Raw genomic sequence first — 25,713 nt, forward strand, 5'->3', positions numbered from 1 at the left:
TCATCCGCCGAGATCAGGTGATTTCGCGGAGACAGGACGATTCCCGCCCGTTTCCTCCTGATTGCGCGAGATCACCTGATCTCACGCGGGTGGGGTGAGGCACGCCCAGAGGGTCAGCGCCCGCGGGGTCAGACCTCGCCGCGGCGCTCCCGGAGCTTCTGGAGCGCCTCGTCGAGCAGGGCTTCCGCCTCCTCGTCGGTGCGGCGCTCCTTCACGTAGGCGAGATGCGTCTTGTAGGGCTCGGTCTTGGCGAGCGCCGGCGGGTTCTCCCGGTCGCGACCGGCGGGAAGGCCGGAGTGCGGGGAGTCGATCGTGTCGGGGATCTCCTCGTCGGGGATGCCTGCCGCGAAGTAGCGCACCGTCTCGTTGCCGAGCGCGTCCCAGTAGGAGATCGAGATCCGCTCCGCGTGGTAGCCGTGGTCCTGCTCGCCCATCGGGCCCGCGCCCACGCGCGTGCCCCGGATCGCGTTGCCGCCGGTCGCCATCAGAGACCCTGCAGCTTCGTGATGAGGCCGAGACCGACGATCGAGACGAACCAGGCGAGCGCCAGGATGATCGTGAAGCGGTTGAGGTTCCGCTCCGCGAGCCCGGACGACCCCATCGCCGACGACATCCCGCCGCCGAACATGTCGGACAGGCCGCCGCCGCGTCCCTTGTGGAGCAGGATCAGAAGTGTCAGCAGCAGACTCGTGATGCCGAGCAGCACCTGCAGGACGAACTCGAGGATGGGCACCGATCGAGTATACCGGGGCGCGTGCGGCGCGTCAGACTCCGACGTGCTTCTGATAGCGGACGATCGCCGCGAACTCGTCCGCGACGAGGCTCGCCCCGCCGACCAGCGCGCCGTCGACGTCGGGCTCCCGCATGAAGCTGGCGATGTTGGCGGACTTCACGGAGCCGCCGTAGAGGATGCGCGTCTTCTCGGCCGCCTCGGCGCCGAGCTTGGCCGCGACGACCGCCCGGAGCTTCGCGCAGACCTCCTGCGCCTGCTCGGGGGTGGCCGCCTGACCGGACCCGATCGCCCAGACCGGCTCGTACGCCACGACGATGTCCGAGCCCGCCGGGAGCCCCTCCAGGGCGACCTCCAGCTGGCCCACGGGCACCGCGCTGGCGCCGAACGTCTCCAGGTCCTCCGCGGTCTCGCCGACGCAGATCACGGGCACGAGGCCGTGGCGGATGGCCGCGTGCGCCTTGGCGCCGATGGTCTCGTCGCTCTCGTGGTGGTACTGGCGGCGCTCGGAGTGCCCGATGATCACGTACGTGCAGTCGAGCTTCGCGAGGAACGCCCCGGACACTTCACCCGTGTAGGCGCCGGACTCGTGCACGGAGAGGTCCTGCGCGCCGAGGGCGAACGCGATCTTGTCCGCGTCGATGAGCGTCTGCACGGTGCGGAGGTCGGTGAACGGGGGGAAGACCCCGACCTCGACCGAGCCCGCCTCGTGTCCGGCATCCTTCAGCGTCCAGTTCAGCTTCTGGACGAGCGCGACCGCCCGCAGGTGGTCGAGGTTCATCTTCCAGTTGCCGGCGATGAACGGCGTGCGCGCCGCTACTGCCATCCGAGGACCTCCAGTCCGGGGAGCTTCTTGCCCTCGAGGAACTCCAGGCTCGCGCCGCCGCCGGTCGAGATGTGACCGAACTGGTCGTCCTGGAAGCCGAGCTGACGCACGGCTGCGGCGGAGTCGCCGCCGCCGACGACGCTCAGGCCGTCGACCTCGGTGAGCGCCTGAGCCACCACCCGTGTGCCGTTCGCGAAGCTCGGCATCTCGAACACGCCCATCGGCCCGTTCCAGAACACGGTCTTGCTGTCGCGGATCGCGTCCGCGAAGAGCGTCGCGGTGCGCGGACCGATGTCGAGGCCCAGGCCGGACGCCCCGAACGGGGTGTCCTCCAGGGCGTCGGCATCCGCGACGACGTGCTCCGCGTCCGCGGCGAACGAAGCGGCGACGACGGCGTCGACGGGGAGGATCAGCTCGACGCCGCGCTCCTTCGCCTGCGCGATGTAGCCGAGGACGGTGTCGAGCTGGTCCTCCTCGAGGAGGCTCTTGCCGACCTCGTGGCCTTCGGCCTTGAGGAACGTGAACATCATGCCGCCGCCGACGAGGAGACGGTCGACGCGCGGCAGCAGGTGCTGGATGACGCCCAGCTTGTCGCTGACCTTCGAGCCGCCGAGCACGACCGTGTACGGACGCTCGGGGCTCTCGGTGAGGCGGTCGAGGATGTCGAGCTCGGCCGCGATGAGGAGACCGGCCGCGGACGGCAGGAGCTCGGCGAGCTCGTACACGCTCGCCTGCTTCCGGTGCACGACGCCGAAGCCGTCGGAGACGAGGACGTCGCCGAGCGCGGCGAGCTCGCCCGCGAAGGCCGCCCGCTCGCCGGCGTCTTTCGAGGTCTCGCCCGGGTTGAAGCGGAGGTTCTCGATGACCGCCACGTCGCCGTCGGCGAGGGCCGCGACGGTCTGGCGCGCCGACTCCCCCACGGTGTCGCCGGCGAAGGCGACGGGCTTGCCGAGCAGCTCGGACAGACGCTGCGCGACCGGCGCAAGGCTGTACTTCGGGTCCGGCGCCCCGTCGGGACGACCGAGGTGCGAGCAGACGATGACACGGGCGCCCTGGGCGATGAGCGTGGTGAGGGTCGGAAGCGTGGCCCGCACACGGCCGTCGTCCGTGATGACCGCGTCCTTCAGGGGGACGTTGAGGTCAGCACGGACGATGACGCGCTTGCCGGCCAGCGGACCCAGGGAGTCGAGGGTGCGCAGAGCCATGGCGATGCTTAGAGGCGCTCGGCGACGTACTCGGTCAGGTCGACGAGGCGGTTCGAGTAACCCCACTCGTTGTCGTACCAGGAGGACACCTTCACGAGGTTCCCGCTGACGTTGGTGAGCCCGGAGTCGAAGATCGACGAGTGCGGGTTCAGCTGGATGTCGCTGGAGACGATCGGGTCCGCCGTGTACTCGAGGATGCCCTCGAGCCGGCCCGCTCCGGCTGCGGCCGCATACGCGGCGTTGACGGCGTCGACGGTCAGCCCCTCGGTGGGCGTGATGATCGTGAGGTCGACGATCGAGCCGGTCGGCACCGGAACCCGGTAGGACGAGCCGCTCAGCCGGCCGTTCAGCTCGGGCAGCACGAGGCCGATCGCCTTGGCCGCGCCGGTCGAGGCCGGGACGATGTTGATCGCGGCGCCGCGCGCACGGCGCAGGTCGCTGTGCGGGCCGTCCTGCAGGTTCTGGTCGGCCGTGTAGGCGTGCGCGGTCATCATGAAGCCGCGCTCGATGCCGAAGGCGTCGTTGAAGACCTTCGCGAGCGGCGCGAGGCAGTTGGTGGTGCAGGAGGCGTTCGAGATGATGACGTCCGTCGCCGGGTCGTAGACCTCTTCGTTGACGCCCATCACGATCGTGGCGTCCTCGCCCGAGGCGGGCGCGGAAATCAGGACCTTCTTGGCGCCGCCCGCGATGTGCTTGCGCGCGTCGTCCGCCTTCGTGAACCGGCCGGTCGACTCGATGACGATGTCGACGCCCAGGTCGCCCCACGGAAGGGCGGCGGGGTCGCGCTCCTCGAAGACCTTGATGGCGCGGCCGCCGACGGTGATCGTGTCGCCGTCGTAGGAGACCGACTCGCTCAGGTTGCCGCCGACGGAGTCGTACTTGAGGAGGTGTGCGAGCGTCTTGTTGTCGGTGAGGTCGTTCACCGCCACGATCTCGAGGTCGGCACCCTGCGCGAGAGCCGCTCGAAGGTAGTTGCGTCCGATGCGGCCGAAGCCGTTGATGCCGATCTTGACAGACACCCAGTCTCCTGTTTCTCGTAGGCGCACGGACGCGCCTGACAGTCGTACTTGCGGATGCGGGGACCCCCGCGAGAAGGCGGGGGCCCCGAGGCATCCTCACCTGCTCACGACAGTACCAGCAGGCCCGCCGTCTTCTCGCGGGCGGTCGTGAAGCGACGCTGCACGTCGGCCCAGTTCGCGATGTTCCAGAACGCCTTGACGTAGTCCGCGCGCACGTTCTTGTAGTCGAGGTAATACGCGTGCTCCCACACGTCGAGGAGGAGGAGCGGCACGGAACCCGCGGCGAACTGCGACTGCTGGTCGAAGAACTGCTGGATGATCAGGTTCTGCCCGATCGAGTCCCAGAACAGGCCGGCCCAGCCGGAGCCCTGCACGCCGAGCGCCGCGGCCGTGAAGTGGGCCTGGAACTTGTCGAACGAGCCGAAGTGGTCGTCGATCGCGGACTCGAGGTCGCCGGTCGGCTTGTCGCCACCGTTCGGCGAGAGGTTGGTCCAGAAGATCGAGTGGTTGGTGTGTCCACCCAGGTTGAAGGCGAGGTCCTTCTCGAGCTTGTTGACGTTCGCGAGGTTGCCGCTGTCGCGCGCCTCGGCGAGCTGCTCGAGCGCCGTGTTGGCGCCGGTCACGTACGCCTGGTGGTGCTTGTCGTGGTGGAGCTGCATGATCGTCGCGCTGATGTGCGGCTCGAGCGCGGCGTAGTCGTACGGGAGTTCGGGCAGGCTGTACTGTGCCATCTTCTCTTCTTCCTGTCGGCGCCGCGCCGAAGGCCTCGACGCGGCGAGGGGAACAGTCTCGATCCTAGTCGTCGGCGCCGAGCGGCACGGCGGACTCCGTGCCCGGGATGCCGTCCTGCTCGGCCTTCTTGTCGGCCATCGCGAGGAGCCGGCGGATGCGGCCGGCCACGGCATCCTTCGTGAGCGGCGGATCGGCGTGATGGCCCAGCTCGTCGAGGCTCGCGTCGCGATGCGCGAGACGCAGGTCGCCCGCCTCGCGCAGGTGCCCCGGCACGCCGTCGCCGAGGATCTCCAGCGCCCGCTCGACGCGCGCGCACGCCGCGACCGCCGCCTGGGCGGATCGCCGCAGGTTCGCGTCGTCGAAGTTCACGAGCCGGTTGACGCCCGCGCGCACCTCGCGGCGCTGGCGCAGCTGATCCCACTCCTCCGCCGTGGTCGCCGCCCCCATCTCGAGGAGCGACTCGCGGATCGCCTCGCCCTCGCGCACGACGACGCGCGGCACGCCGCGTACCTCGCGGGCCTTCGACGCGATGCCGATGCGGTGCGCGGCGCCCACGAGCGCCATCGCCGCCTCGGACGACGGGCACGAGATCTCGAGTGCGGCGGACCGACCCGGATCGGTCAGGGAGCCGGCGGCGAGAAACGCGCCGCGCCAGATCGCGGCGAGGTCGGGGCGCGAGCCGGTCGTGAGGCGGTTCGGGAGCCCGCGGACCGGCCGGCGGCGCTGATCCAGGAGCCCGGTCTGGCGCGCGAGCGTCTCGCCGCCGTCGATCACGCGCACGACGTAGCCCGTGCCGCCGTTGCGGCCGCCCGAGCCCTGCACGACCGCGAGCTCGGGACGCACCCCGTACAGCTCGACGAGGTCGCGGGCGACGCGACGGGCGAGGGCCTCCGAGTCGAGCTCCGCCTCGACGGCCATGCGCCCCGCGATCGAGTGCAGCCCGCCCGCGAAGCGGAGGATCGTCGTCACCTCCGCGACACGCGCCGCCGGACGCGGATCCCGCATCCGCATGAGCTCGGCCTTCACGTCAGCGGTCAGCGCCACGGTGCTCCTCACGCTCGGTCGGACGACGAGGATCTACCCTACTCGGATCCCGCCCCATCCCGAGCCCTTCCGGTGTCGCCTCCGCACGGTCCGGAGGCTCGCGCGGCGTGCGCGAGTGACACGGGAGCGGCTCTACTCGCGGCCGAGGTCGCGGTGCTTCACGCGAACGGCCACACCCGGGACCGCGGCCAAGCGGGCGGCGAGCTCGCGGGCCATGACCACGGAGCGGTGCTTCCCGCCCGTGCAGCCGAGCGCGAGCACGGCGTGACGCTTGTTCTCCCGCTGATACCCCTCCAGCACCGGCACGAGCGCGGCGGAGTACCCCTCGAGGAACTCGGCGGCACCGGGGAGGCCCAGGACGTACTCGCGGACGAGGTCGTCCTGGCCGGTCAAGGGCCGCAGCTCGGGGTTCCAGTACGGGTTCGGAAGGAAGCGCATGTCGCCGACCATGTCCGCGTCCGGCGGCAGGCCGTACTTGAACCCGAAGCTCAGGATCGTGAGCATGTGCCGCGCGGCGCCCTCCTCGGAGAACAGCTCGTAGACGCGCGACGCCAGCTCGTGGATGTTCAGGTGCGACGTGTCGATCACGACATCGGCGTCGTCGCGGATCAGCGCGAGCTCCTCGCGCTCCTCGTGGATGCCGTCGAGGATCGTCCCGTCGCCCTGGAGCGGATGCGGACGCCGGACCGCCTCGAAGCGCCGCACCAGGACCGCGTCGGACGCGTCGAGGAACACGGTCCGGAGATTGCGGCCGTCGCGCAGCGCGGCGAGCGCCTGCGGGAGGTCCGCGAAGAGGTCACGCCCGCGGACATCGACGACCACCGCGACCCGGGGCAGCGCTCCCCCGGCCCGCTCCGTGACGTCGAGGAGCGGCGTGAGCATCTGCGGCGGCAGGTTGTCGACGACGTACCAGCCGAGGTCCTCGAGCGCGTTGGCGACGGTGGAGCGACCGGCTCCCGACATCCCGGTGACGACCATCACCTCGCCGGCCGCCCGGTTCGTCTCCGCCATGCCCTCTCCCGTCCCGCACCAGACTAGCGGGCGAGATGAGCGTGGATCGCCGCCGCGAGCTTGGGCCCGATGCCGGGCAGCTCGGCGATCTCCTCCGGGGTCGCGCGCTTGAGCGCGGACACGGATCCGAAGTGGCGGAGGAGCGCCTTGATCCGCGCCTCCCCGAGCCCCGGGACCTCGCTGAGGACGCTCGTGATGTCGCGCTTCCGGCGCTTGCGCTGGTGCGTGATCGCGAAGCGATGGGCCTCGTCGCGGAGCCGCTGCAGGAGGTAGAGCGCCTCGGAGGTGCGCGGGAGGATGACCGGGTAGTCCTCCCCCGGCAGCCAGACCTCCTCGAGGCGCTTGGCGATCCCCGCGAGGGCGACGTCCGCGTGGCCCGCCTCGCGCAGCGCGCGGGCGGCGGCCTCGACCTGCGGCTGGCCGCCGTCGACGACGAGCAGCTGCGGCCGGTAGGCGAAGCGCTGCCGCTTCGGGGCGGCGCCCGGGTCTTCCGGGTCAGTGTCGAGATACGCCGCGCGACGCGTGATGACCTGGAAGATCGAGTCGGTGTCGTCGGTCGTCTCGGGAATCGAGAACGAGCGGTACTGGTCCTTGCGGGGCAGCCCGTCCTCGAAGACGACCATCGAGGCGACCACGTTCGTCCCGGAAAGATGCGACACGTCGAAGCACTCGATCCGCAGCGGCGCCTCGGCGAGCGCGAGCGCCTCCTGCAGGTCGGTGAGCGCCTGCGTGCGGGCGACGTAGTCGCTCGACCGCCGCGTCTTGTGCAGCATCAGGGCCTGCTGCGCGTTGCGCTCGGCCGTCGCCATCAGGTCCGCCTTCGGGCCGCGCTGCGCGACCTGGATCGACACCTGCTTGCCGCGCGTCTCGCGCAGCCACTGCTCGAGCTCCGCGGCATCCTCCGGGAGCTCCGGCACGAGCACCTGGCGCGGGATGTCCGCGGCCGCGGCGTCGCCGTACGTGCGCTGCAGCACCTGGTCGACGAGCTCGGCGCCCGCGATGTCGAGCTCCTTCTCGATCGTCGTGGCCCGGACGCCACGGACGCGGCCGCCACGGATCACGAAGTGCTGCACGGTGGCGGCGAGCTCGTCCTCCGCGATGCCGAACAGGTCGGCATCCGTGTCGTCGGGCAGGACGAGGGCGGACTTGTTCAGGACCGCCTCGATCGCCTGCAGCCGGTCGCGGTACCGCGCGGCGGACTCGTAGTCCATCGCCGCGGACGCCTCGCGCATACGGGCCGTCAGCTCGTGCGTGAAACGCTCGTCGCCGCCGGCCATGAACGCGACGAAGTCGTCGACGATCGCGCGGTGCTCCTCGATCGTGACCCGGCCGGAGCACGGACCGCCGCACCGCCCGATTTGCCCGGGGAAGCACGGACGGCCCGAGGCCATCGCCTTCTTGTACGACGCGTCGGAGCACGTGCGGATCGGGAACACCTTGATCATGAGGTCGATCACGTCGTGCACGGCCCACACCTTCGGGTACGGACCGAAGTACTTGGCGCCGGCGATGCGCCGGTTGCGCGTCACGATGACCCGCGGCGCCTCGTCGGCGAGCGTGATCGCCATGAACGGATATGACTTGTCGTCCTTGTACCGGACGTTGAACGGCGGCGTGAACTCCTGGATCCACATGTACTCGAGCTGCAGGGACTCGACGTCGCTCGCGACCACCGTCCACTCGACGGATGCCGCGGTCGTCACCATGCGGCGCGTGCGCTCGTGCAGCGTGTGGAGCGGAGCGAAGTAGTTCGACAGGCGCGCGCGGAGGTTCTTCGCCTTGCCGACGTACAGGATGCGGCCCTCGGCGTCGCGGAACCGGTAGACGCCGGGCTCGGTCGGGATCTCCCCCGGTTTGGGCCGGTATGCCAGGGGCGACCCGATGGCGGGTCGAGCCATCCTCAGCCCGCCTTGCGGCGCGAGACCTGCGCGTCGGGGAGGACTTCGGCGAGGAACGCGCCGGTATGGCTGCCCTCCGCGCGGGCGACCTGCTCCGGCGTCCCGGTCGCGATGACCTGGCCGCCGCCCGCGCCCCCCTCGGGGCCGAGGTCGATGACCCAGTCGGCGGACTTGATGACGTCGAGGTTGTGCTCGATCACGATGACCGTGTTGCCCTTGTCGACGAGCCCGTTCAGCACCTCGAGCAGCCGGCGCACGTCCTCGAAGTGGAGGCCCGTGGTCGGCTCGTCGAGGACGTAGATCGAGCGGCCGTTGCTGCGGCGCTGGAGCTCGGTCGCGAGCTTGACGCGCTGCGCTTCGCCGCCGGACAGCGTCGTCGCGGACTGGCCGAGTCGCACGTAGCCGAGGCCCACGTCGACGAGCGTCTTCATATAGCGGTGGATCGCCTGGATCGGCTCGAAGAACTCCGCGGCCTCTGAGATCGGCATCTCGAGCACCTCGGCGATGTTCTTGCCCTTGTAGTGCACCGCGAGCGTGTCGCGGTTGTAGCGCTTGCCGTGGCACACCTCGCAGTCGACGTACACGTCCGGCAGGAAGTTCATCTCGATCTTGATCGTGCCGTCGCCCGCGCAGGTCTCGCAGCGGCCGCCCTTGACGTTGAAGCTGAACCGGCCCGGCTGGTAGCCGCGCGCCTTCGCCTCCGGCGTCTCGCTGAAAAGCGTGCGGATGCGGTCGAACACGCCCGTGTACGTCGCCGGGTTGGAGCGCGGCGTGCGGCCGATCGGCGCCTGGTCGACGTGGACGACCTTGTCGAGGTTGTCGAGACCCGTCACGCGCGTGTGCTTGCCGGGGACGGTGCGGGCACCGTTCAGGCGCGAGGCGAGCACCTCATAGAGGATGTCGTTGACGAGCGACGACTTCCCGGAGCCGCTCACGCCGGTCACGGCCGTGAGGACGCCGAGCGGGAAGTCGGCCGTGACGTTCTTCAGGTTGTTCTCGCGGGCGCCGACGACGCTGATCTGGCGCTTCCGGTCGATCTTGCGGCGCTTCGCCGGCGTCGGTATGGCGCGGCGCCCGGCGAGGTAGTCGCCGGTGAGCGAGTCGTCGGCCGCGAGCAGCGCGGCGAGCGGACCGGAATGGACGACCTGGCCGCCGTGGACGCCCGCGCGCGGGCCGATGTCCACGACCCAGTCGGAGGCGTGGATCGTCTCCTCGTCGTGCTCCACCACGATCAGGGTGTTGCCGAGGTCGCGCAGCGTCACGAGCGTCTCGATGAGCCGGCGGTTGTCGCGCTGATGGAGGCCGATCGACGGCTCGTCGAGCACGTACAGGACGCCGGTCAGGCCCGAGCCGATCTGGGTCGCGAGGCGGATGCGCTGCGCCTCGCCGCCGGACAGCGACCCCGCCGAGCGCCCGAGGCTGAGGTAGGCGAGCCCGACCTGGATGAGGAAGTCGAGCCGGGCGCGGATCTCGCGCAGCACCGCCGCGGCGATCGCGGCCTCCCGGTCGGTCAGGACCAGGTTCGCGAAGTACGCCTGCGCGTCGGCGAGGCTGAGCCGCGAGGCATCCGCAATGGAGTGCCCGTGGACCTTGACGGCGAGCACCTCGGGCTTGAGACGCGCGCCGTCGCAGATCGGGCACGGCACCTCGCGCAGGTACTCGGACCAGCGTTGCCGCTGCGTGTCGGACTCGGCCTGGAGGAACTGCCGCTCGATGTAGGGCACGACGCCCTCGAAGCCGGACGTGTACCGCATCTCGCGGCCGTACCGGTTCTTCCAGCGCACGTTGACCTTGAAGTTCTCGCCGTGGAGGACCGCCTCGCGGACGTCCTGCGGCAGCATCCGCCACGGGGTGTCGAGGGAGAAGCCCAGGTCGGCGGCCAGCCCTTCGAGGAGCCGCTCGTAGTACTGGAACAGGCCCTTGCCCTGCGTGGTCCACGGGATGAGGACGCCCTCGGCGATCGAGAGGTCTTCGTCGCCGAGCATGAGGTCGACGTCGACGGACATGCGCGTGCCGAGGCCCGAGCAGGCCGGGCACGCGCCGAACGGGGCGTTGAACGAGAACGTGCGCGGCTCGATCTCCGTGAGCTGCAGCGGATGCCCGTTGGGGCACGCGAGCTTCTCGGAGAAGGACTGCCACGCCGCATCCCCCTCCTCGTCGACGAAGTTGACCTGCATGACGCCGCCCGCGAGGCTCAGCGCGGTCTCGACGGAGTCGGTGACGCGGCTGAGGATGTCGGGGCCCGCCACGAGACGGTCGACGACGACCGCGATGTCGTGCTTGTAGCTCTTCTTCAACGCCGGCGGCTCGGCCAGCTGGATGAGGTCGCCGTCGACGACCGCGCGCGCATACCCCTTCGCGGACAGCTCCTTGAAGAGGTCGACGAACTCCCCCTTCTTCTGCGTCACGACGGGCGCGACGATCTGGTAGCGGGTGCGCTCGGGCAGCTCCATGAGCTGGTCGGCGATCTGCTGCACCGTCTGCCGCTGGATCACCGCATCGCAGTCGGGGCAGTGCGGCACGCCGATGCGCGCCCACAGGAGGCGCATATAGTCGTGCACCTCGGTGATCGTGCCGACCGTCGAGCGCGGGTTGCGGTTCGTCGACTTCTGGTCGATCGACACTGCGGGGCTGAGGCCCTCGATGAAGTCCACGTCCGGCCGATCGACCTGGCCGAGGAACTGGCGCGCGTACGCGCTCAGCGACTCGACGTAGCGGCGCTGGCCCTCCGCGAAGATCGTGTCGAACGCAAGGCTCGACTTCCCGGAGCCGGAGAGCCCTGTGAACACTACGAGCGCGTCGCGCGGAATATCGAGATCGACGTCCTTCAGATTGTGGACTCGGGCTCCGCGGACACTGAGCGTCGCAGCGCTGGCGACGGGGACGATGGGCACCCGTCAAGTGTAGAAGCGCCCTCCGACACGGGCGCCCGGGTTCGCCTCCGGCGCATCAGGCGCGGAGGGCTGTTACGCGCGGAGGGGGTGCTCGCGCAGCGCCGCGGCGATCTGCTCCTCGTCGTTGAAGTAGGTCCACCCCTCCGCGAGCAGTTGGTAGTGGTTGTTCCCCTTGCCGACGACCGCGAGCACGTCGCCGGGGCGGCACAGCGACACCGCGAGCCGGATCGCCCTAGCCCGGTCGCCCTCCTCGAGCACCTCTGCCTCGGTCGAGCGCGTGCCGTCGATCACGACGCGGCGGATCTCCGCGGGATCCTCGTGCTCGGGGTCGTCGTCCGTGACGACGAGGATGTCGGACGCCATGGCCGTGAGCCGGCCCATGAGCCGCCGCTTGTGCGCATCGCGGTTGCCGTTGGAGCCCATGACCGTGATCACGCGGCCGTCCGTCATCGGGCGCAGCGCGACGAGCAGCGCGTTGATGGCCTCGGGCTTGTGGCCGGCGTCCACCACGACCTTCAGCTCGGGGTCGAGGTCGAGGAACTGCATCCGTCCCTCGACGCCGGGGTATCCGGCGATCGCCTCGGCCAGCTCCGGCAGCGGATGCCCGGACTCCGCGAGGGCCGCCACGGCGGCGAGGATGTCGGTGGTGTGGAAGTCTCCGCGCAGCGGGGTGCGGAACTCCTGCCGCGCACCGTCCGGGCCGCGCACGGTGAACGTCGTGCCCGCGGCATCCTCCCGGATCGCCTCCGCGAACCAGTCCGCGCCGGAGTTCGCGATCGAGAAGCTCCGCGCGTCGAGCCCCGGATCCGCGGCGAGCCGGCGACCCACCGAGCTGTCGACGCACACCAGCCCGTGCGCGGAGTGGGCGGGCAGCAGGAGCTCGCGCTTGGCCTCCAGATAGCTCGCCTGGTCGCCGTGGAAGTCGAGGTGGTCGTGTCCGAGGTTGAGGAAGATCCCGACGTCGAACCGGAGCCCGTCCACGCGTCCCTGCACGAGCGAGTGGCTCGAGACCTCCGCCGCGACCGTGCGCACCCCGCGCTCGCGCATGAGCGCGAGGAGCGCGTGCAGCTGCGGAGCCTCCGGCGTCGTGAGGGACGACGGGATCGGCACCCCGTCGATGCGGGTGCCGATCGAGCCGATGACGCCCGTGTGCCGGTCGGCGAGCGCGGCCGCGACGAGGTAGGTCGTGGTGGTCTTGCCCTGGGTCCCGGTGATGCCCACCGTCGTCATCGCCTCGGCCGGGTGGTCGTAGAACCACGCCGACAACGGGCCGAGGACGGTGCGCGGCGAGGCGGGCATCACGACGTGCGGGGTACCCGGGTCGAGCAGGGCCGCGCCCTCCTCGTCGGTGAGCACCGCAACGGCTCCGGCCGCGAGCGCCTCGGGGGCGTGGCGGGCGCCGTGCGTCCGCGCACCGCGGGCCGCGACGAACAGGTCACCGGGAACGGTGGAGGAGCCGCTGATGCTGAGACCGGTGACGACCGCGTCGCCGTGGACGTGTCCCCCGGGGAGCTGCGACGCGACCTCCGCGATCGACCGCTGCGGCGGTCGTGCGGGTCGGTTGGCGTTCGACTGCTCAGCCAAAGTAGGCGACTCCGTGCTCTCTCGGGCACCTCCCCTGCGATCGACCGGAGGAGACCGCCCCGTGCCGTGGTGCGCTCACAGCGTACCGACAGTCCCTCCGAACGAACCGCATAGACACCGGGAGCGCTACTCCCGCGCCCGCCGGCGGGGGTCAGGCGTGGCCGGCCCGGTCACGAGCGGAGGAGATGGGACGAGCGGAGGACCGAATCCCGGTGCTGGGCCCTCCGCTGCTCACATCTCCTCCGCTCGTGCCGGCGCGGGAGTGCGGGACCAGGTGCAGGCGTGTGCGAGCCCCGCCCGTCGGCGGGGGTCAGGCGTGGCCGGCCCGCTCCATCGCCCGGAGCTCCTTCTTGAGGTCCTGCACCTCGTCGCGAAGCCGCGCGGCGAGCTCGAACTTCAGCTCGCCGGCCGCCGCGAGCATCTGGTCGTTGAGATCGGCGATCGTGTCCTCGAGCTGCTGAGCGCCCTCGGCGGCGATGCCCTCGCGACGCAGCTGCGGGGTCGGGGACTTGCCCTTCCCGCTCTTCGTCTTCCCGGCATCCTTCCGGGACAGCAGCGCGCGGGTGTCGGCGCCCTCGCGGGCGAGCGCGTCGGTGATGTCGGCGATCTTCTTCCGCAGCGGCTGCGGATCGATCCCGTTCGCGAGGTTGTAGGCGACCTGCTTCTCGCGACGGCGCTCGGTCTCCTCGATCGCCGAGCGCATCGAGTCCGTCATCGTGTCGGCGTACATGTGCACCTGACCGGAGACGTTGCGCGCCGCGCGGCCGATCGTCTGGATCAGCGAGGTCCCGCTGCGGAGGAACCCCTCCTTGTCGGCGTCGAGGATCGAGACCAGCGACACCTCCGGCAGGTCGAGGCCCTCGCGCAGAAGGTTGATGCCGACGAGCACGTCGTAGACGCCGGCGCGCAGCTCGGTCAGCAGCTCGACGCGACGCAGGGTGTCGACGTCGGAGTGCAGGTACCGCACCCGGACGCCGTGCTCGCCCAGAAAGTCGGTGAGCTCCTCCGCCATCTTCTTCGTCAGCGTCGTGACGAGCACGCGCTCGTCACGCTCCACCCGGAGGCGGATCTCCTCCAACAGATCGTCGATCTGCCCCTTCGACGGCTTCACGACGATCTCCGGGTCGATAAGACCCGTGGGGCGGATGATCTGCTCCACGACGCCGTCGGCGATGCCCATCTCGTACCGGCCGGGGGTCGCCGACAGGTACACGGTCTGGCCGATGCGGTTCTTGAACTCGTCCCACCGCAGGGGTCGGTTGTCCATCGCGCTGGGCAGCCGGAACCCGTGCTCCACCAGCGTGCGCTTGCGCGACGCATCCCCCTCGTACATCGCGCCGATCTGCGGGACCGTGGCGTGCGACTCGTCGATCACGAGCAGGAAGTCGTCGGGGAAGAAGTCGAGCAACGTGTGCGGCGGCTCCCCGGCCACGCGACCGTCGAGATGCCGCGAGTAGTTCTCGATGCCGGAGCAGAAGCCGAGCTGCTGCAGCATCTCCAGGTCGAACGACGTACGCATGCGCAGCCGCTGCGCCTCGAGGAGCTTGTTCTGCGACTCGAGGTCCTTCAGCCGCTCCTCCAGCTCCTGCTCGATCGTGCCGATCGCCCGCTGCACGACATCGGTGCCGGCGACGTAGTGCGACGCCGGGAAGATCGGCACGGCGTCGAGCTTCTGCACGATGTCGCCCGTGAGCGGATGCAGCATGTACAGCGCCTCGATCTCGTCGCCGAACAACTCGATCCGGATCGCGTACTCCTCGTACACGGGGATGATCTCGATCGTGTCGCCGCGCACGCGGAAGTTGCCGCGGGAGAAGTCGACGTCGTTGCGGTTGTACTGCATCGCGATGAAGCGCCGGATGAGGGCGTCACGGTCGTACCGCTCCCCCGTCTGTAGCGCGACCATCGCGCGCAGATACTCTTCCGGCGCGCCGAGGCCGTAGATGCACGAGACCGTCGAGACCACGACGACATCGCGCCGCGAGAGCAGCGAGTTCGTCGTCGAGTGCCGCAGGCGCTCGACCTCCGCGTTGATCGACGAGTCCTTCTCGATGAAGGTGTCCGTCTGCGGGACGTACGCCTCGGGCTGGTAGTAGTCGTAGTACGAGACGAAGTACTCGACGGCGTTGTGCGGCATGAGCTCGCGGAACTCGTTCGCGAGCTGGGCCGCCAGCGTCTTGTTGTGGGCGAGGACGAGCGTCGGCCGCTGCACCTGCTCGATGAGCCAGGCCGTCGTCGCGGACTTGCCCGTACCCGTCGCGCCGAGCAGGACGACGTCGGTCTCACCCGCGTTGATGCGGGCCGCCAGCTCGGCGATCGCCTGCGGCTGGTCGCCGCTCGGGGCATACTCGCTGACGACCTCGAACGGCCGTACGGAACGCGTGGTCTGCATGCCCTCCAGCGTAGGCGCGCCCTCCGACATCGGCCTCGGGCCCCTCTCCCATGCCTCCGCCTCTCCCGTGGCTTGGGCATTCGCCCCTGTGGCTCGGGCACTCGCCCCGTGAGAACGCGCGTATGTCACGAACACGCCGCAAGAACGTGACACAAGCGCGTTCTCAGGTGGAGGTGGTCAGGCGGGGGGTGGCGTGGGGAGGGCGGCCAGGCGCGGCCAGAGGGCGTCGACCTGGGCGTCGGTGTCCACCAGCGCGCCCGAGGTGTCGATCACGGCATCCGCGAGCTTGAGCCGCACCTCGTCGGCCACCTGGGCGTCGATCCGGGCCCGCGCCTCGTCGGCGGTCATGCCCCGCAGCTCGACGAGCCGCTCGATCCGCAGCGCCTCCGGCGCGTGCGTCACGATCACGAACGACCACGGGTCGGATGCCCGGGCTTCCGCCAGCAGGGGCACGTCGTAGACCACCACCGCGTGCGGGAAAGCGTCGAAGGCCGCCTCGAACCGGGCCTTCGACTCGGACGCGACGGCCGGGTGCACGATCCGGTTCAGACGGCGCAGCGCCTCGGGGTCGCCGAACACGACCGCGCCGAGCGCGGCCCGGTCGAGCGCCCCGTCAGGCCGCAGCATCCGGGTGCCGAACTCCCCCGCGATGCGCTCCAGCACCGGCGACCCGGGCGCCTGCACGTCGCGGACGATCTGATCGGCGTCCACCACGACGGCGCCGTGCTCGGCGAGCCGGCGGGCGACGGTGGACTTCCCCGAGGCGATGCCTCCGGTGAGGGCGACGAGCGGCATGGTTCGAGGATGCCACGGATGCCGTCAGGCGCCGGTCACGGCCTCCGGCTCGAGGCCGCTGAACAGCACGGACGAGTCCGCGCTCGTCGCGGCCTTGCGGGCCGTGCGCTGCGCGTTGGCGGTCAGGACGTCGGTGACGTGCCCGAACCGCTCGGTCAAGGCGATGCCCACGCCCACGACGGGGATGACCCCCGTCTCCAGTGCGTCGAGCTCGTCGAACAGGCCGCGGTAGATGACGGCCGCGTGGCGACGCGCCTCTGCGGCGTTCGACGGCATGAAGCTCACGAGGATGCCGCGCGGGCCGTCCTCGCCGACGAGCGCGTCGGACGGGGCGTAGCGGCGCACGCCGGCCCGCCACGCGACGGTGATGGCGTCGACGATGTCGCTACCGAAGGCGGTCGCGATCTGGCCGAGGTCGTCGACCCGCACCGACACCACCGCGACGAGCTCCTTCCGCCACGCCGCCCGCTCCAGGAGGTCGTCGAGCGCCTCCGTGAACACGTCGTTGAGGAGGATGCCGTCGGACGTGACGCGACGCGAGCCGACCCACGCGTAGGCGCGGGGATCGACGTCCGCCGACCGCAGCACCGAGGTCACGATCGCGCCCACGATCGTGACGGTCACGGTCACCATGCTCGCCACGATCGTGCTGAACCAGATCGAGAAGACCGGGCTGTCCGGACCCCAGACGAGGAACACGATCGCGCGCGCGGCGTAGAACGCAGACACGAACGCCAGGACGAACGCGAGCGCCCACGCCGTGCGGATGCGGCCCATCGGGGCGCGGAAGCACTCGATCGCGCCGAGCGCCGTCAACAGGGCGACGGAGACGTACATGAACGCGACGCCGGCCCACTCGCCGTCCGCGTCCCAGAACACGAACACCATGCCGGAGGAGAGCATCATGCCCACCGCGGTCACGAGCGTGCCGAGGATGAGCGGACGCTGGTTGAAGCGCCGCGCCCCCAGCCAGATGAAGCCTGCCGACGCGACGAAGAAGCCGTTGGCGATCGCGACCGAGGTGATGCCGCCCTGGCCGGACGCCCAGACGCCGTAGGCGAGCGTCGTCAGCATCCCGAACAGGTACGCGATCGACCAGACTCGGCCCGCGCGCTCGTCGCGACGGATGAGCGTCTCCGCGATGAAGACGACGCCGCAGACGTTGACGGCCAGAGCCGTCATGACCGAGACGGAGAACAGGTCGAGCATCAGTGGGCCTCCGCCGCGCGGCGGCGCGACTGCGCTCGCCGCTGATCGAGCATCTCGACGACCGTCTCGTGCGGGAGCACGTCGCCGTCGCCTTCCCCGTCGTCGGTCGCGGGGAGCCGGACGACGAACGTCGAGCCGATGCCCGGTGCGCTCCGCACGGTGATGTCGCCGCCGTGCGCGCGAGCGATGTCGCGGGCGATCGCGAGCCCGAGCCCGGTGCCGCCGACGTCCTCGCGGGCGCGGAAGAACCGCTCGAACAGGCGTGCCTGGTCGTCCTCCGACATCCCGATGCCGCTGTCGCGCACGAGGATCCACGTCGTGCGCCCGTCGGACATGCTCGCGAGCCCGACGACGCCGCCGTCGCGGTTGTACTTGATGGCGTTGCTAACGAGGTTGTCGATCACCTGCCGGAGGCGCAGCGGGTCCGCGAAGGCGGGCGCGCTCTCGAGTTCGGCGGTCTCGACGCGGATGGCGCGCTCCGCCGCCCACGCCTCGCACGCCTGGGCGGACTGGCGCACCAGCGGGGCGACGTCCACGATCTCCGGGGAGATCGTGAGGTCGACCGACGAGCGCGACGCGCTGGATGCCGCGAGGATGTCCGCGACGATCTCGAGCAGTCGCTCGCCGTTGCGCTGCGCCACCTCGATGTAGCCGTGCGTCGACTCCGGCACGCGGGTGTCCTCCGCCGCGAGGTCGAGGTAGCCGAGGATCGAGGTGAGCGGCGTGCGCAGCTCGTGCGAGACCGACGCGACGAGCCGGTCGCGCGCCCGGAGCGCGGTCAGCTCCGCCGTCACGTCGCGGGCCACGAGTACGGAGCCGGCCGGGTTCCCGAGCCCGTCGCGAAGCTGGCGGGTCGTCATGCTGATCGCCCAGCGGCGTCCGGCATCCGGTGCGCCGTACCAGACGATGGCGTTCTCGAACACCTCCCCGCGCAGGGCGCGGCGCAGGGGTCGCTCCTCCTCGGTGAGCGGCGTGATCCCGTCGTGATGGTAAATCTCCTGGAGCGGCTGGTCGACTTTCCCGAACTCCGGGATCGCCTGCTGGATACGGCTCACGGCCTCGTTCACGAACGACACGTCGCCGTCGAGCGAGATGCGGATGACCCCGAAGTCGACGGCGTCCATGACGTCGACGACGAGCTGCTCGTGCTGCTGCGCGCGCTTGAGCGCACCGGAGAGGAGTCCGGCCTGCTTGTCGAGGAGGATCCGCTGCGCGTTGAACCGACGGGTGCTGATGTAGGACGTGACCGAGATGGCGATCATGACGAGCGGCAGCAGGAAGCTCGAGTATCCGAGCGTCTGCAGCGGGAGCATCGCCAGGATGACCCAGTAGATCGTGGAGGTCACCACGATCGAGGCGACGAGTCCGAGCAGGCCGAGGGTAGCGAGCCAGAGGGCGGGGAACGCCCAGAGCAGCGCGAAGCCGGCCGAGGGCTCCGCGATCCGCAAGAGCGCGATCGCGACGATGTCGATCAGCGGGATGACCGAGACCCAGACCGGCGGGATCCGGTTCCATGGCACGATGAGCGCCGCCGCACCGCCCAGGAACACGAGCAGGACGCCGATCATGAACAGGTCGTAAGAGCCGCCGCCGTCGTCGAAGAGGACGACCATCGCGACGACCAGGACGATAACGCACAGCAGCAGCTGGTTCAGCGCCGCGATGCGTCCGCGCGCGTTGTCGAGGAACGAATTGTGGTTCCGCGCGAGAAACGCCCGCACCCCACGCGGTGCGGGCGTGTCACCGGCGATCGCGCGGTCGTCGTGCATACCCGCGACGTTAGCGTGTCGAAGGGTACGCAGCCCACACGTGACTCGGGAATCGCCGTCAGGCTCGTGCGCGAAGGCCCCCGTTCAGCGGATTCCGGGGCCGGTCAGAAGCCGAAGTCGCCGCCGAAGTCCCCGCCGCCGAAATCTCCCCCGTCGAACCCGCCGTCCCAGCCCGCGGCGTCGACCGAGCCGGCGTCGGTCCCACCGGCGTCGGCGGCACCCGCGTCGGAGCCCGCGGTACCCCCGGCATCCGTCCCGGAGTCGGCGCCCGCGGCATCCGTCCCGGTGTCGGCGCCGCCCTGGTCGGCGGCGACGGCCGGCGCGACGAACGCGCTCACGAGCGCGGAGCCCACGACGGAGCCGATGACCGCGCCGAGGATGGAGGTGCCGAGCATCGAGCCGAAGCTCGGACCGCCGCCCGCGCGAGCGTTGTTCCCGAGGGAGCGCTCCATGAAGCCGGGGTTCGTGTACTCCGCGCGGGTCGCGGCGCGGGCCAGGTCGTCGGGGCTGTCGGTGCGCGGGCGCTCCGCCGGCGGGAGCTGGGTGGAGAGGTCGGCGAGCACCTGCTGGCGCTGTGCGTCGGTGAGCCTCGCGAAGGCCTCGGCGTGGACCTGCTCGATCGTCTCGGGCGGGGCCGTGCGCAGCAGGTAGCGATAGCGCTGGATCGCGAGCTCGTCCTCGGTGAGAGGCTGCTGCGGCGCGGCGGGCTGCGGGGTCTGCGCGTAGGCGGGGGGCGTCTGCGCGGCGGTCGGGCGTTTGGGTCGCTGCTCGTCAGATCCGAACAGGCGGTCCAGGAATCCCATGGTCGTCCTCCAGGTCGCGGGGACTCCTCACCCTAGGCCGGCCGCCTGGGAGGGTGCCGGGATGGAGGCCGCGGCACCGTCCTTCGCCGCGTACCCGTCGACCAGCTCGCGCTCGCGCTTGTGTGCGGGAAGCAGGAACCCGACGACCGCGGCGCCGATGAGGATCGCGACGGCACCGACCGCGTACGCCGCGATCGCCCCGTTCACGAGGCTCTCGCGGGCGGCCTCGATGATCTGGCTCTGGTATTGCGGATACTGCTCGGCCACGTGCAGCGCCGACGCGTACGAGGCCTGCAGCGCCGCGGTCGTCTCTGAGCTGATCTGGGACGCCTGCGGGCTCGCGGCGATGAGCTTCCCGAACGCGACGGAGAAGCCCGACGCGAGGATCGCGCCGAGCAGGGCCTGCATGATCGAGCCGCCGAGGTCGCGCTGCAGGTCGGACGTCGCGGAGGCCATGCCCACGCGCCGCACGGGGGTGCTCTCGGTCAGCGCCCGAGAGGCGGGGGTCATGCCGAAACCCGCGCCGCAGCCGATGAGGAAGTAGGCGATGGACACATACCAGTACGGCGTCCACTCCCCCCAGAACAGCATCGTGACGAAGCCGGAGAACACGAAGGCGTAGCCGACGAGCATCGTGACCCGGGAGCCGAACCGCGTGACCATGCTCGCCGAGAACCGCGCGACCAGGAGCAGGCCGACCGCGGCGGGGACGATCGAGACCGCCGCCTGCAGCGGCGGGTAGCCCAGGACATTCTGCTGGAACTGCTGCCCCACGAACATCGCGCCCATGAGCGAGCCGAACACGATGAGGCCGCCGGTCGCGGGCACCCAGAACATGCGCCGACGGGCGACGCCGAGGTCGTACAGGGGGAAGCGCGCGCGGAGCTGGCGCCAGCCGAACAGGAGCAGCAGCACGACGGCCGAGGCCAGGAGGATGATCCCCATCAGCCCCGTGTCGGGCGCGAAGACCGTGCTCACCCCGAGGACGAGACACGCGATCAGGAGCGTTGACAACACGCCGCCCAGGTGATCGACGGGGTCGCTCGACTCCGCGACGTGCGAGGGCACGTAGAGGATCACGAGCACGATCGCGATGGCGGCGAGCGGCACCGCGATGAGCAGCGTCGAGCCCCACCAGAACCAGATCAGGAGGACGCCTGCGATCACGGAGCCGATCACGGACGACATCGCGCTGATGCTGGACCACAGGGCGATCGCGACGGTGCGCCGGGGTCCGCGTGCCCAGAGGGCCGTGATGAGCGACAGGGTCGTGGGATACGACATGCCCGCCGCGATGCCGGTGAAGATGCGCGCCCCGATCAGCATCCCGATCGAGACCGAGAACGCGGCGAGAAGGCTCGCGACGATCGTGAGCGAGAGGCCCAGCAGCAGGAGCTGCTTCCGTCCGTATCGGTCGGCGAGGGCGCCGAGGTACACGACCGACATCGCGAGGCCCAGCGAGCATCCGACCGCGACGAGGTTCAGCTGCGTCTGGTTCGCACCGAACGCGTCGCCGATGTCGGGCAGGGCGATGTTGGCGGTCGCGAGGTTGATGTTGCAGACGAGCGCGCTGAGGATCAGGGCCGTCAGCACGAGGGGCGCGCGACGCGGGGCATCCGCCGGGGCGGTCGAGGTGCTCACCCGCTCAAGGCTAGGGCTATGACAGGGACTCGTGCACGGGGGTGCCCTGGTGGAACACCATCCGCGGACCTCGGGCCGTCATCCGCCAGACGGACGCACGCCGCACCACCTCGGACGGCGTCGCGTACGAGTACAGGAGCAGGTAGAGCTGCGGTGCGAGGACGTCGACGAGGATGTCGTCCATCCGCCCCTCCGGAACACCGGGATCGGCGGCGAGGGCGGCGATGATCGCGTCGCGGTTCCACACCGTGCCGGAGCGGCCGATCTCGCGGAAGCTCGGCGCGAGCAGGCGGCTGAGCTCGACCACGTCCGAGCGGACGAGCGGGTCGAGCAGGCGGCGTTCCGCCTCGATGACGAGGCGCTCGGGGTCCGGGGGTGGAGCGGCCACGCCGCCACCGTACACGTGCCACGCGTCGAAATGCAGAACGGGCCGGGACCGAAGTCCCGACCCGTTCCGTGTCAGCTGGCGATCAGCGGTTGGCGAGCTTCTCGCGGAGAGCCGCGAGCGCCTCGTCGTCGGCGAGGGTGCCGACCGAGCCGCTGTCGCTCGAGTACGAGGACGACCCGGCGTCGAGGCCACCGGGGTTCTCCGCCTCGGCCTCGAGCGTCTTGGCGACCTGCGCCTTGTGAGCCTCCCAGCGCGCCTGAGCAGCGGCGTACTCCTGCTCCCACTTCTCGCGCTGCTCGTCGAAGCCGTCCTTCCAGGCGCCCGACTCGGGGTCGAAGCCCTCGGGGTACTTGTACTCCCCGTTCTCGTCGTACTCCGTGGTCATGCCGTAGAGGGCCGGGTCGAACTCGGCGCCGTACGGGTCGACCGACTCGTTCGCCTGCTTGAGCGAGAGCGAGATGCGGCGACGCTCGAGGTCGATGTCGATGACCTTGACGAAGACGTCCTCACCGACGGACACGACCTGCTCGGCGAGCTCGACGTGCTTGCCGCTCAGCTCGGAGATGTGGACGAGGCCCTCGATGCCGTCCGCGACGCGAACGAACGCGCCGAACGGGACGAGCTTCGTGACCTTGCCCGGCGTGATCTGCCCGATCGCGTGCGTGCGGGCGAACACCTGCCACGGGTCCTCCTGCGTCGCCTTGAGCGACAGGGAGACGCGCTCGCGGTCGAGGTCGACCTCGAGGATCTCGACGGTGACCTCCTGGCCCACCTCGACGACCTCGGACGCGTGCTCGATGTGCTTCCACGAGAGCTCCGACACGTGGACGAGGCCGTCCACGCCGCCGAGGTCGACGAACGCACCGAAGTTGACGATCGAGGAGACCGTGCCCTTGCGGACCTGACCCTTGTGCAGGTTGTTGAGGAACGTGGTGCGCGACTCGGACTGCGTCTGCTCGAGCAGGGCGCGGCGCGAGAGGACCACGTTGTTGCGGTTCTTGTCGAGCTCGAGGATCTTCGCCTCGATCTCCTGGCCGAGGTACGGCGTCAGGTCGCGGACGCGGCGGAGCTCGATGAGCGAGGCCGGCAGGAAGCCGCGGAGGCCGATGTCGACGATGAGGCCACCCTTGACGACCTCGATGACCGAGCCGGTGACGACGCCGTCGTTCTCCTTGATCTTCTCCACGTCGCCCCACGCGCGCTCGTACTGCGCACGCTTCTTGGACAGGATCAGACGGCCTTCCTTGTCCTCCTTCTGGAGAACGAGGGCCTCGACCGGGTCGCCGACCTTGACGACCTCGTTGGGGTCGACGTCGTGCTTGATGGAGAGCTCGCGGGAGGGGATGACACCCTCCGTCTTGTACCCGACGTCGAGGAGGACCTCGTCGCGGTCGATCTTCACGACGGTGCCCTCGATGAGGTCTCCATCGTTGAAGAACTTGAGGGTCTTCTCGACCGCGGCCAGGAAGTCTTCGGCAGATCCGATGTCGTTGATCGCGACCTGCTTGGTGGCCGGGGCGGTCGTTGCGGTAGTCATGTAGTGGGTTGTCCTATTGGGGTGGGAAGTCGGGGCCCGGTCGAACCCGGGCCGAATGGATTGTGGTCACGCGCTGTCACAGGCGTGCGGAACGAGCCATACGTGTGACACTCCAGGGTATCAGAGGAGCATCGCGGCGATGGTCGCGCCCAGCTCCTGCGCTCGGGACCGGCGCTCGGGCGTGAGCTCGCCGACGAAGACGAGCGGCTCGGCAGCGAGGCGCCAGCCGTAGCCGGTCGTGATCGAGCGCATCGCGCGCTCCGCTCCCGTCGTGTCGTGGCCGCCGTGGATCCAGAACGAGAACGGGCGCCCGGCCGTGAGCTCCCGCGTCTCGTCATAGGTCGTGTCGAAGAAGTGCTTGAGGGCGCCAGAGAGGTAACCGAAGTTCGCGGTGGTCCCGAGGAGGTAGCCGTCGGCAGCCAGGACGTCCTCGGACGTCGTCGTCAAGGCGGCCGACTCGACGATCTCGACGCCCTCCAGGCCGTCCGCTCGCGTGCCGGCGAGGACGAGCCCCGCGAGCTCCTGCGTTCGCGCCGTGGGCGAATGGTGGACGACCAGCAGCCGCGTCGAATGCGTCACCCTCCGATCCTGCCGCCTAGCCTGGTGCGCATGCCTCTTTCCCCCGCGAAGACCCGCCCGGGCGTCATCGTCCTCGCCCTGGTCGTCGACATCGTGCTCGTCGTCGCGTTCGCCGCGATCGGACGCGCGAGCCACGCGGAAGGCGTGCTCGGGCCCGGCGGCTCCGGCCTCGCGATCACCGCCTGGCCGTTCCTCGTTGGCCTGATCGTCGGCTGGGTCGTCACGCTCGGGTGGCGGCATCCGGTCGCCCCGCTCCGCACCGGCCTCGGCGTGTGGGCCGCGACCGTCGTGGTCGGGATGCTGCTGCGCGCGGTCTCGGGCCAGGGCGTCGCGGTCGCGTTCGTCATCGTCGCCGCGATCACCCTGCTCGTGTTCCTGGTCGGCTGGCGCGCGATCGTGCGCGGCATCCGCGCCCTCCGCGCGCGGCGCTGAGTCGGCGCCGGTCAGCGGCGCGGCACGTACCGCTGCGCGACCACGCCCGACGCATACTCCTCGCGGCCGACGAGCTCGAGGTCGAGCGGCTTCGACAGGCCTGCGAGGAGCGCCGGGCCGTGACCCGCCACGCGCGGATGCACGACGAACTCGTACTCGTCGATCAGGCCCCATTCGGCGAGCGCCGTCGGAAGGGTGACGCCACCCGTGGCCAGCCCGTCGCCGGGCATGCTCTTGAGCTCGCGCACGCCGGCCTCGACGTCACCGCGCACGAGCTCCGCGTTCCAGTCGACGCTCTCCAGGGTGTTCGACACGACGTACTTCTTCGCCCGATCGATCTCGCGGGCGAAGGGCTGGGTCCACTCGGGCATCGCATCCGACGCCGGCGGACGCCACGCGCTCTCCATCAGCTCGTACGTGACCCGGCCGAACAGCACCGCGTCAGCCCGTGCGATGTTCTCCATCGCGTGCCGATGCAGCTCCTCGTCCGCGATCCCCACACGGTGATCGACGCACCCGTCGAGCGTGACGTTGATCGAGTACCGAAGCGGTCGCACGGCGCCACCATACCCGCCGGCGACCGTGGCGGACACCCCGGGGGCGCGGTAGCAGCGATGGTGCTACCGGAGTAGCATCTCACCCGTGACCAAGATCAGCGTCAGCCTCGACGACAAAGACGTGGCGTATCTCGACTCCGAGGAGCTCGCGGGCCGCTACGCGAGCAGATCGGCCGCCGTGCAGGACGCGATCCGGCTCCTGCGCGAGAGTCGCCTGTCGGATGCCTACGCCGAGGCGTTCGCCGAGTGGAAGGATGACGTCGCCTGGGAGGCCGCGACGGGCGACGGCCTTGGCGTCGCATGAATCAGACACCGCTCGTCCGGCGCGGCAGCATCGTCCTGATCTCCGTCGACCCCACGGTCGGGTCGGAGGCCGCCAAGACGCGGCCCGCCGTCGTCGTCAGCAACAACACCGCCAACGCGGCCGCCGCGCGCTCCGGGACCGGAGTCCTCACGGTCGTGCCCCTGACGTCCCAGACGGCGCGGGTGTTCCCCTTCCAGGTCCTGCTGCCGGCCGCAGACACCGGACTCCCGCAGGATTCGAAGGCGCAGGCGGAGCAGGTGCGAGCCGTGTCGATCACCCGGGTCCAGCGCATCGTCGGATGGGTCTCCGCCGAGCTGATCGGAGCGATCGACGACGCGCTCCGCCTGCACCTCGTCCTCTGAGG

Annotated in this window: 24 protein-coding genes; 3 read left to right on the top strand and 21 right to left on the bottom strand. The window is 70.4% G+C overall.

Translation table 11 applies throughout. The features are described from left to right. Positions 1–128: 128 nt before the first annotated feature. The 20 genes from ABCS02_RS25315 to ABCS02_RS25410 form a co-directional block, all read right to left on the bottom strand. Positions 129–485, bottom strand: coding sequence for an RNA polymerase-binding protein RbpA (locus ABCS02_RS25315; RefSeq protein WP_345838461.1), 357 nt, complete (start codon positions 483–485; stop codon positions 129–131). After that, positions 485–733 carry a preprotein translocase subunit SecG gene (gene secG, locus ABCS02_RS25320; protein WP_345838462.1) on the bottom strand — a complete coding sequence of 83 codons (249 nt, stop codon included), beginning with the start codon at positions 731–733 and terminating at the stop codon, positions 485–487. The genes ABCS02_RS25315 and secG overlap by 1 nt, the downstream gene beginning before the upstream one ends. A gap of 31 nt (positions 734–764) precedes the next feature. Next, positions 765–1,556, bottom strand: coding sequence for a triose-phosphate isomerase (gene tpiA / locus ABCS02_RS25325; RefSeq protein WP_345838463.1), 792 nt, complete (start codon positions 1,554–1,556; stop codon positions 765–767). Continuing rightward, positions 1,547–2,761: a phosphoglycerate kinase gene (locus tag ABCS02_RS25330; protein ID WP_345838464.1), complete on the bottom strand. Its 1,215-nt coding sequence runs from the start codon at positions 2,759–2,761 to the stop codon at positions 1,547–1,549. Before ABCS02_RS25330 ends, tpiA begins: the two co-directional genes overlap by 10 nt. An 8-nt stretch (positions 2,762–2,769) precedes the next feature. Next, entirely contained in the window at positions 2,770–3,780 is a 1,011-nt protein-coding gene (gene gap, locus ABCS02_RS25335; protein ID WP_345838465.1) for a type I glyceraldehyde-3-phosphate dehydrogenase, read from the bottom strand. 104 nt (positions 3,781–3,884) lie between these two features. Next, the gene (locus ABCS02_RS25340; protein ID WP_345838466.1) at positions 3,885–4,511 is read right to left on the bottom strand and encodes a superoxide dismutase; all 627 of its coding nucleotides are present in this window, start codon (positions 4,509–4,511) and stop codon (positions 3,885–3,887) included. Positions 4,512–4,575: 64 nt separating this feature from the next. Further along, positions 4,576–5,556 carry a DNA-binding protein WhiA gene (gene whiA / locus ABCS02_RS25345; protein WP_345838467.1) on the bottom strand — a complete coding sequence of 327 codons (981 nt, stop codon included), beginning with the start codon at positions 5,554–5,556 and terminating at the stop codon, positions 4,576–4,578. Positions 5,557–5,688: 132 nt separating this feature from the next. Next, complete coding sequence (gene rapZ, locus ABCS02_RS25350; RefSeq protein WP_345838468.1) at positions 5,689–6,567, bottom strand: RNase adapter RapZ; 879 nt, start codon at positions 6,565–6,567, stop codon at positions 5,689–5,691. Positions 6,568–6,590: 23 nt separating this feature from the next. Beyond that, entirely contained in the window at positions 6,591–8,450 is a 1,860-nt protein-coding gene (uvrC, locus tag ABCS02_RS25355; RefSeq protein ID WP_345838605.1) for an excinuclease ABC subunit UvrC, read from the bottom strand. 17 nt (positions 8,451–8,467) lie between these two features. Then, complete coding sequence (gene uvrA, locus ABCS02_RS25360) at positions 8,468–11,359, bottom strand: excinuclease ABC subunit UvrA (protein WP_345838469.1); 2,892 nt, start codon at positions 11,357–11,359, stop codon at positions 8,468–8,470. Positions 11,360–11,431: 72 nt separating this feature from the next. Next, the gene (locus tag ABCS02_RS25365; RefSeq protein WP_345838470.1) at positions 11,432–12,943 is read right to left on the bottom strand and encodes a UDP-N-acetylmuramoyl-L-alanyl-D-glutamate--2,6-diaminopimelate ligase; all 1,512 of its coding nucleotides are present in this window, start codon (positions 12,941–12,943) and stop codon (positions 11,432–11,434) included. A 310-nt stretch (positions 12,944–13,253) separates the two neighbouring features. Beyond that, positions 13,254–15,335 carry an excinuclease ABC subunit UvrB gene (gene uvrB / locus ABCS02_RS25370; RefSeq protein WP_345838471.1) on the bottom strand — a complete coding sequence of 694 codons (2,082 nt, stop codon included), beginning with the start codon at positions 15,333–15,335 and terminating at the stop codon, positions 13,254–13,256. A gap of 177 nt (positions 15,336–15,512) precedes the next feature. After that, the gene (coaE, locus tag ABCS02_RS25375) at positions 15,513–16,130 is read right to left on the bottom strand and encodes a dephospho-CoA kinase (protein ID WP_345838472.1); all 618 of its coding nucleotides are present in this window, start codon (positions 16,128–16,130) and stop codon (positions 15,513–15,515) included. 24 nt (positions 16,131–16,154) lie between these two features. Next, positions 16,155–17,339, bottom strand: a complete 1,185-nt coding sequence (locus ABCS02_RS25380) for a hypothetical protein (RefSeq protein ID WP_345838473.1) — start codon at positions 17,337–17,339, stop codon at positions 16,155–16,157. After that, complete coding sequence (locus ABCS02_RS25385) at positions 17,339–19,108, bottom strand: PAS domain-containing sensor histidine kinase (protein WP_345838474.1); 1,770 nt, start codon at positions 19,106–19,108, stop codon at positions 17,339–17,341. Before ABCS02_RS25385 ends, ABCS02_RS25380 begins: the two co-directional genes overlap by 1 nt. A gap of 104 nt (positions 19,109–19,212) precedes the next feature. Further along, positions 19,213–19,911, bottom strand: coding sequence for a hypothetical protein (locus ABCS02_RS25390; RefSeq protein ID WP_345838475.1), 699 nt, complete (start codon positions 19,909–19,911; stop codon positions 19,213–19,215). Between the two features lie 27 nt (positions 19,912–19,938). Continuing rightward, positions 19,939–21,552 carry an MFS transporter gene (locus tag ABCS02_RS25395; protein WP_345838476.1) on the bottom strand — a complete coding sequence of 538 codons (1,614 nt, stop codon included), beginning with the start codon at positions 21,550–21,552 and terminating at the stop codon, positions 19,939–19,941. A 16-nt stretch (positions 21,553–21,568) separates the two neighbouring features. Then, positions 21,569–21,940 (bottom strand): DUF4440 domain-containing protein, encoded by a 372-nt coding sequence (locus ABCS02_RS25400; protein WP_345838477.1) that lies wholly within the window; start codon positions 21,938–21,940, stop codon positions 21,569–21,571. A gap of 82 nt (positions 21,941–22,022) precedes the next feature. Next, complete coding sequence (gene rpsA, locus ABCS02_RS25405) at positions 22,023–23,477, bottom strand: 30S ribosomal protein S1 (protein WP_345838478.1); 1,455 nt, start codon at positions 23,475–23,477, stop codon at positions 22,023–22,025. A gap of 120 nt (positions 23,478–23,597) precedes the next feature. Next, complete coding sequence (locus ABCS02_RS25410; RefSeq protein ID WP_345838479.1) at positions 23,598–24,056, bottom strand: flavodoxin; 459 nt, start codon at positions 24,054–24,056, stop codon at positions 23,598–23,600. A 30-nt stretch (positions 24,057–24,086) separates the two neighbouring features. Between ABCS02_RS25410 and ABCS02_RS25415 the strand changes: the two genes are divergently transcribed. Further along, a complete protein-coding gene (locus tag ABCS02_RS25415; RefSeq protein ID WP_345838480.1) occupies positions 24,087–24,488 on the top strand; it encodes a DUF3054 domain-containing protein in 402 nt (133 codons plus the stop codon). A gap of 11 nt (positions 24,489–24,499) precedes the next feature. Here the strand turns inward: ABCS02_RS25415 and ABCS02_RS25420 are convergent, their stop codons facing one another. Beyond that, the gene (locus ABCS02_RS25420; protein WP_345838481.1) at positions 24,500–25,045 is read right to left on the bottom strand and encodes a dihydrofolate reductase family protein; all 546 of its coding nucleotides are present in this window, start codon (positions 25,043–25,045) and stop codon (positions 24,500–24,502) included. An 85-nt stretch (positions 25,046–25,130) separates the two neighbouring features. Between ABCS02_RS25420 and ABCS02_RS25425 the strand changes: the two genes are divergently transcribed. Beyond that, positions 25,131–25,349 carry a ribbon-helix-helix domain-containing protein gene (locus ABCS02_RS25425; RefSeq protein WP_345838482.1) on the top strand — a complete coding sequence of 73 codons (219 nt, stop codon included), beginning with the start codon at positions 25,131–25,133 and terminating at the stop codon, positions 25,347–25,349. Next, the gene (locus ABCS02_RS25430; protein WP_345838483.1) at positions 25,346–25,711 is read left to right on the top strand and encodes a type II toxin-antitoxin system PemK/MazF family toxin; all 366 of its coding nucleotides are present in this window, start codon (positions 25,346–25,348) and stop codon (positions 25,709–25,711) included. Before ABCS02_RS25425 ends, ABCS02_RS25430 begins: the two co-directional genes overlap by 4 nt. The last annotated feature ends 2 nt before the right edge of the window (positions 25,712–25,713 follow it).

The organism is Microbacterium sp. X-17 (genome assembly GCF_039615055.1).

Coding starts and splice junctions, on each gene's coding strand:
- ABCS02_RS25340 (WP_345838466.1), bottom strand. CDS start 4,511: ATGGCACAGTACAGCCTGCCCGAACTCCCGTACGACTACGCCGCGCTC.
- ABCS02_RS25315 (WP_345838461.1), bottom strand. CDS start 485: ATGGCGACCGGCGGCAACGCGATCCGGGGCACGCGCGTGGGCGCGGGC.
- rpsA (WP_345838478.1), bottom strand. CDS start 23,477: ATGACTACCGCAACGACCGCCCCGGCCACCAAGCAGGTCGCGATCAAC.
- ABCS02_RS25385 (WP_345838474.1), bottom strand. CDS start 19,108: ATGCACGACGACCGCGCGATCGCCGGTGACACGCCCGCACCGCGTGGG.
- ABCS02_RS25390 (WP_345838475.1), bottom strand. CDS start 19,911: ATGGGATTCCTGGACCGCCTGTTCGGATCTGACGAGCAGCGACCCAAA.
- tpiA (WP_345838463.1), bottom strand. CDS start 1,556: ATGGCAGTAGCGGCGCGCACGCCGTTCATCGCCGGCAACTGGAAGATG.
- ABCS02_RS25380 (WP_345838473.1), bottom strand. CDS start 17,339: ATGCTCGACCTGTTCTCCGTCTCGGTCATGACGGCTCTGGCCGTCAAC.
- ABCS02_RS25430 (WP_345838483.1), top strand. CDS start 25,346: ATGAATCAGACACCGCTCGTCCGGCGCGGCAGCATCGTCCTGATCTCC.
- coaE (WP_345838472.1), bottom strand. CDS start 16,130: ATGCCGCTCGTCGCCCTCACCGGAGGCATCGCCTCGGGGAAGTCCACC.
- ABCS02_RS25330 (WP_345838464.1), bottom strand. CDS start 2,761: ATGGCTCTGCGCACCCTCGACTCCCTGGGTCCGCTGGCCGGCAAGCGC.
- uvrB (WP_345838471.1), bottom strand. CDS start 15,335: ATGCAGACCACGCGTTCCGTACGGCCGTTCGAGGTCGTCAGCGAGTAT.
- ABCS02_RS25415 (WP_345838480.1), top strand. CDS start 24,087: ATGCCTCTTTCCCCCGCGAAGACCCGCCCGGGCGTCATCGTCCTCGCC.
- rapZ (WP_345838468.1), bottom strand. CDS start 6,567: ATGGCGGAGACGAACCGGGCGGCCGGCGAGGTGATGGTCGTCACCGGG.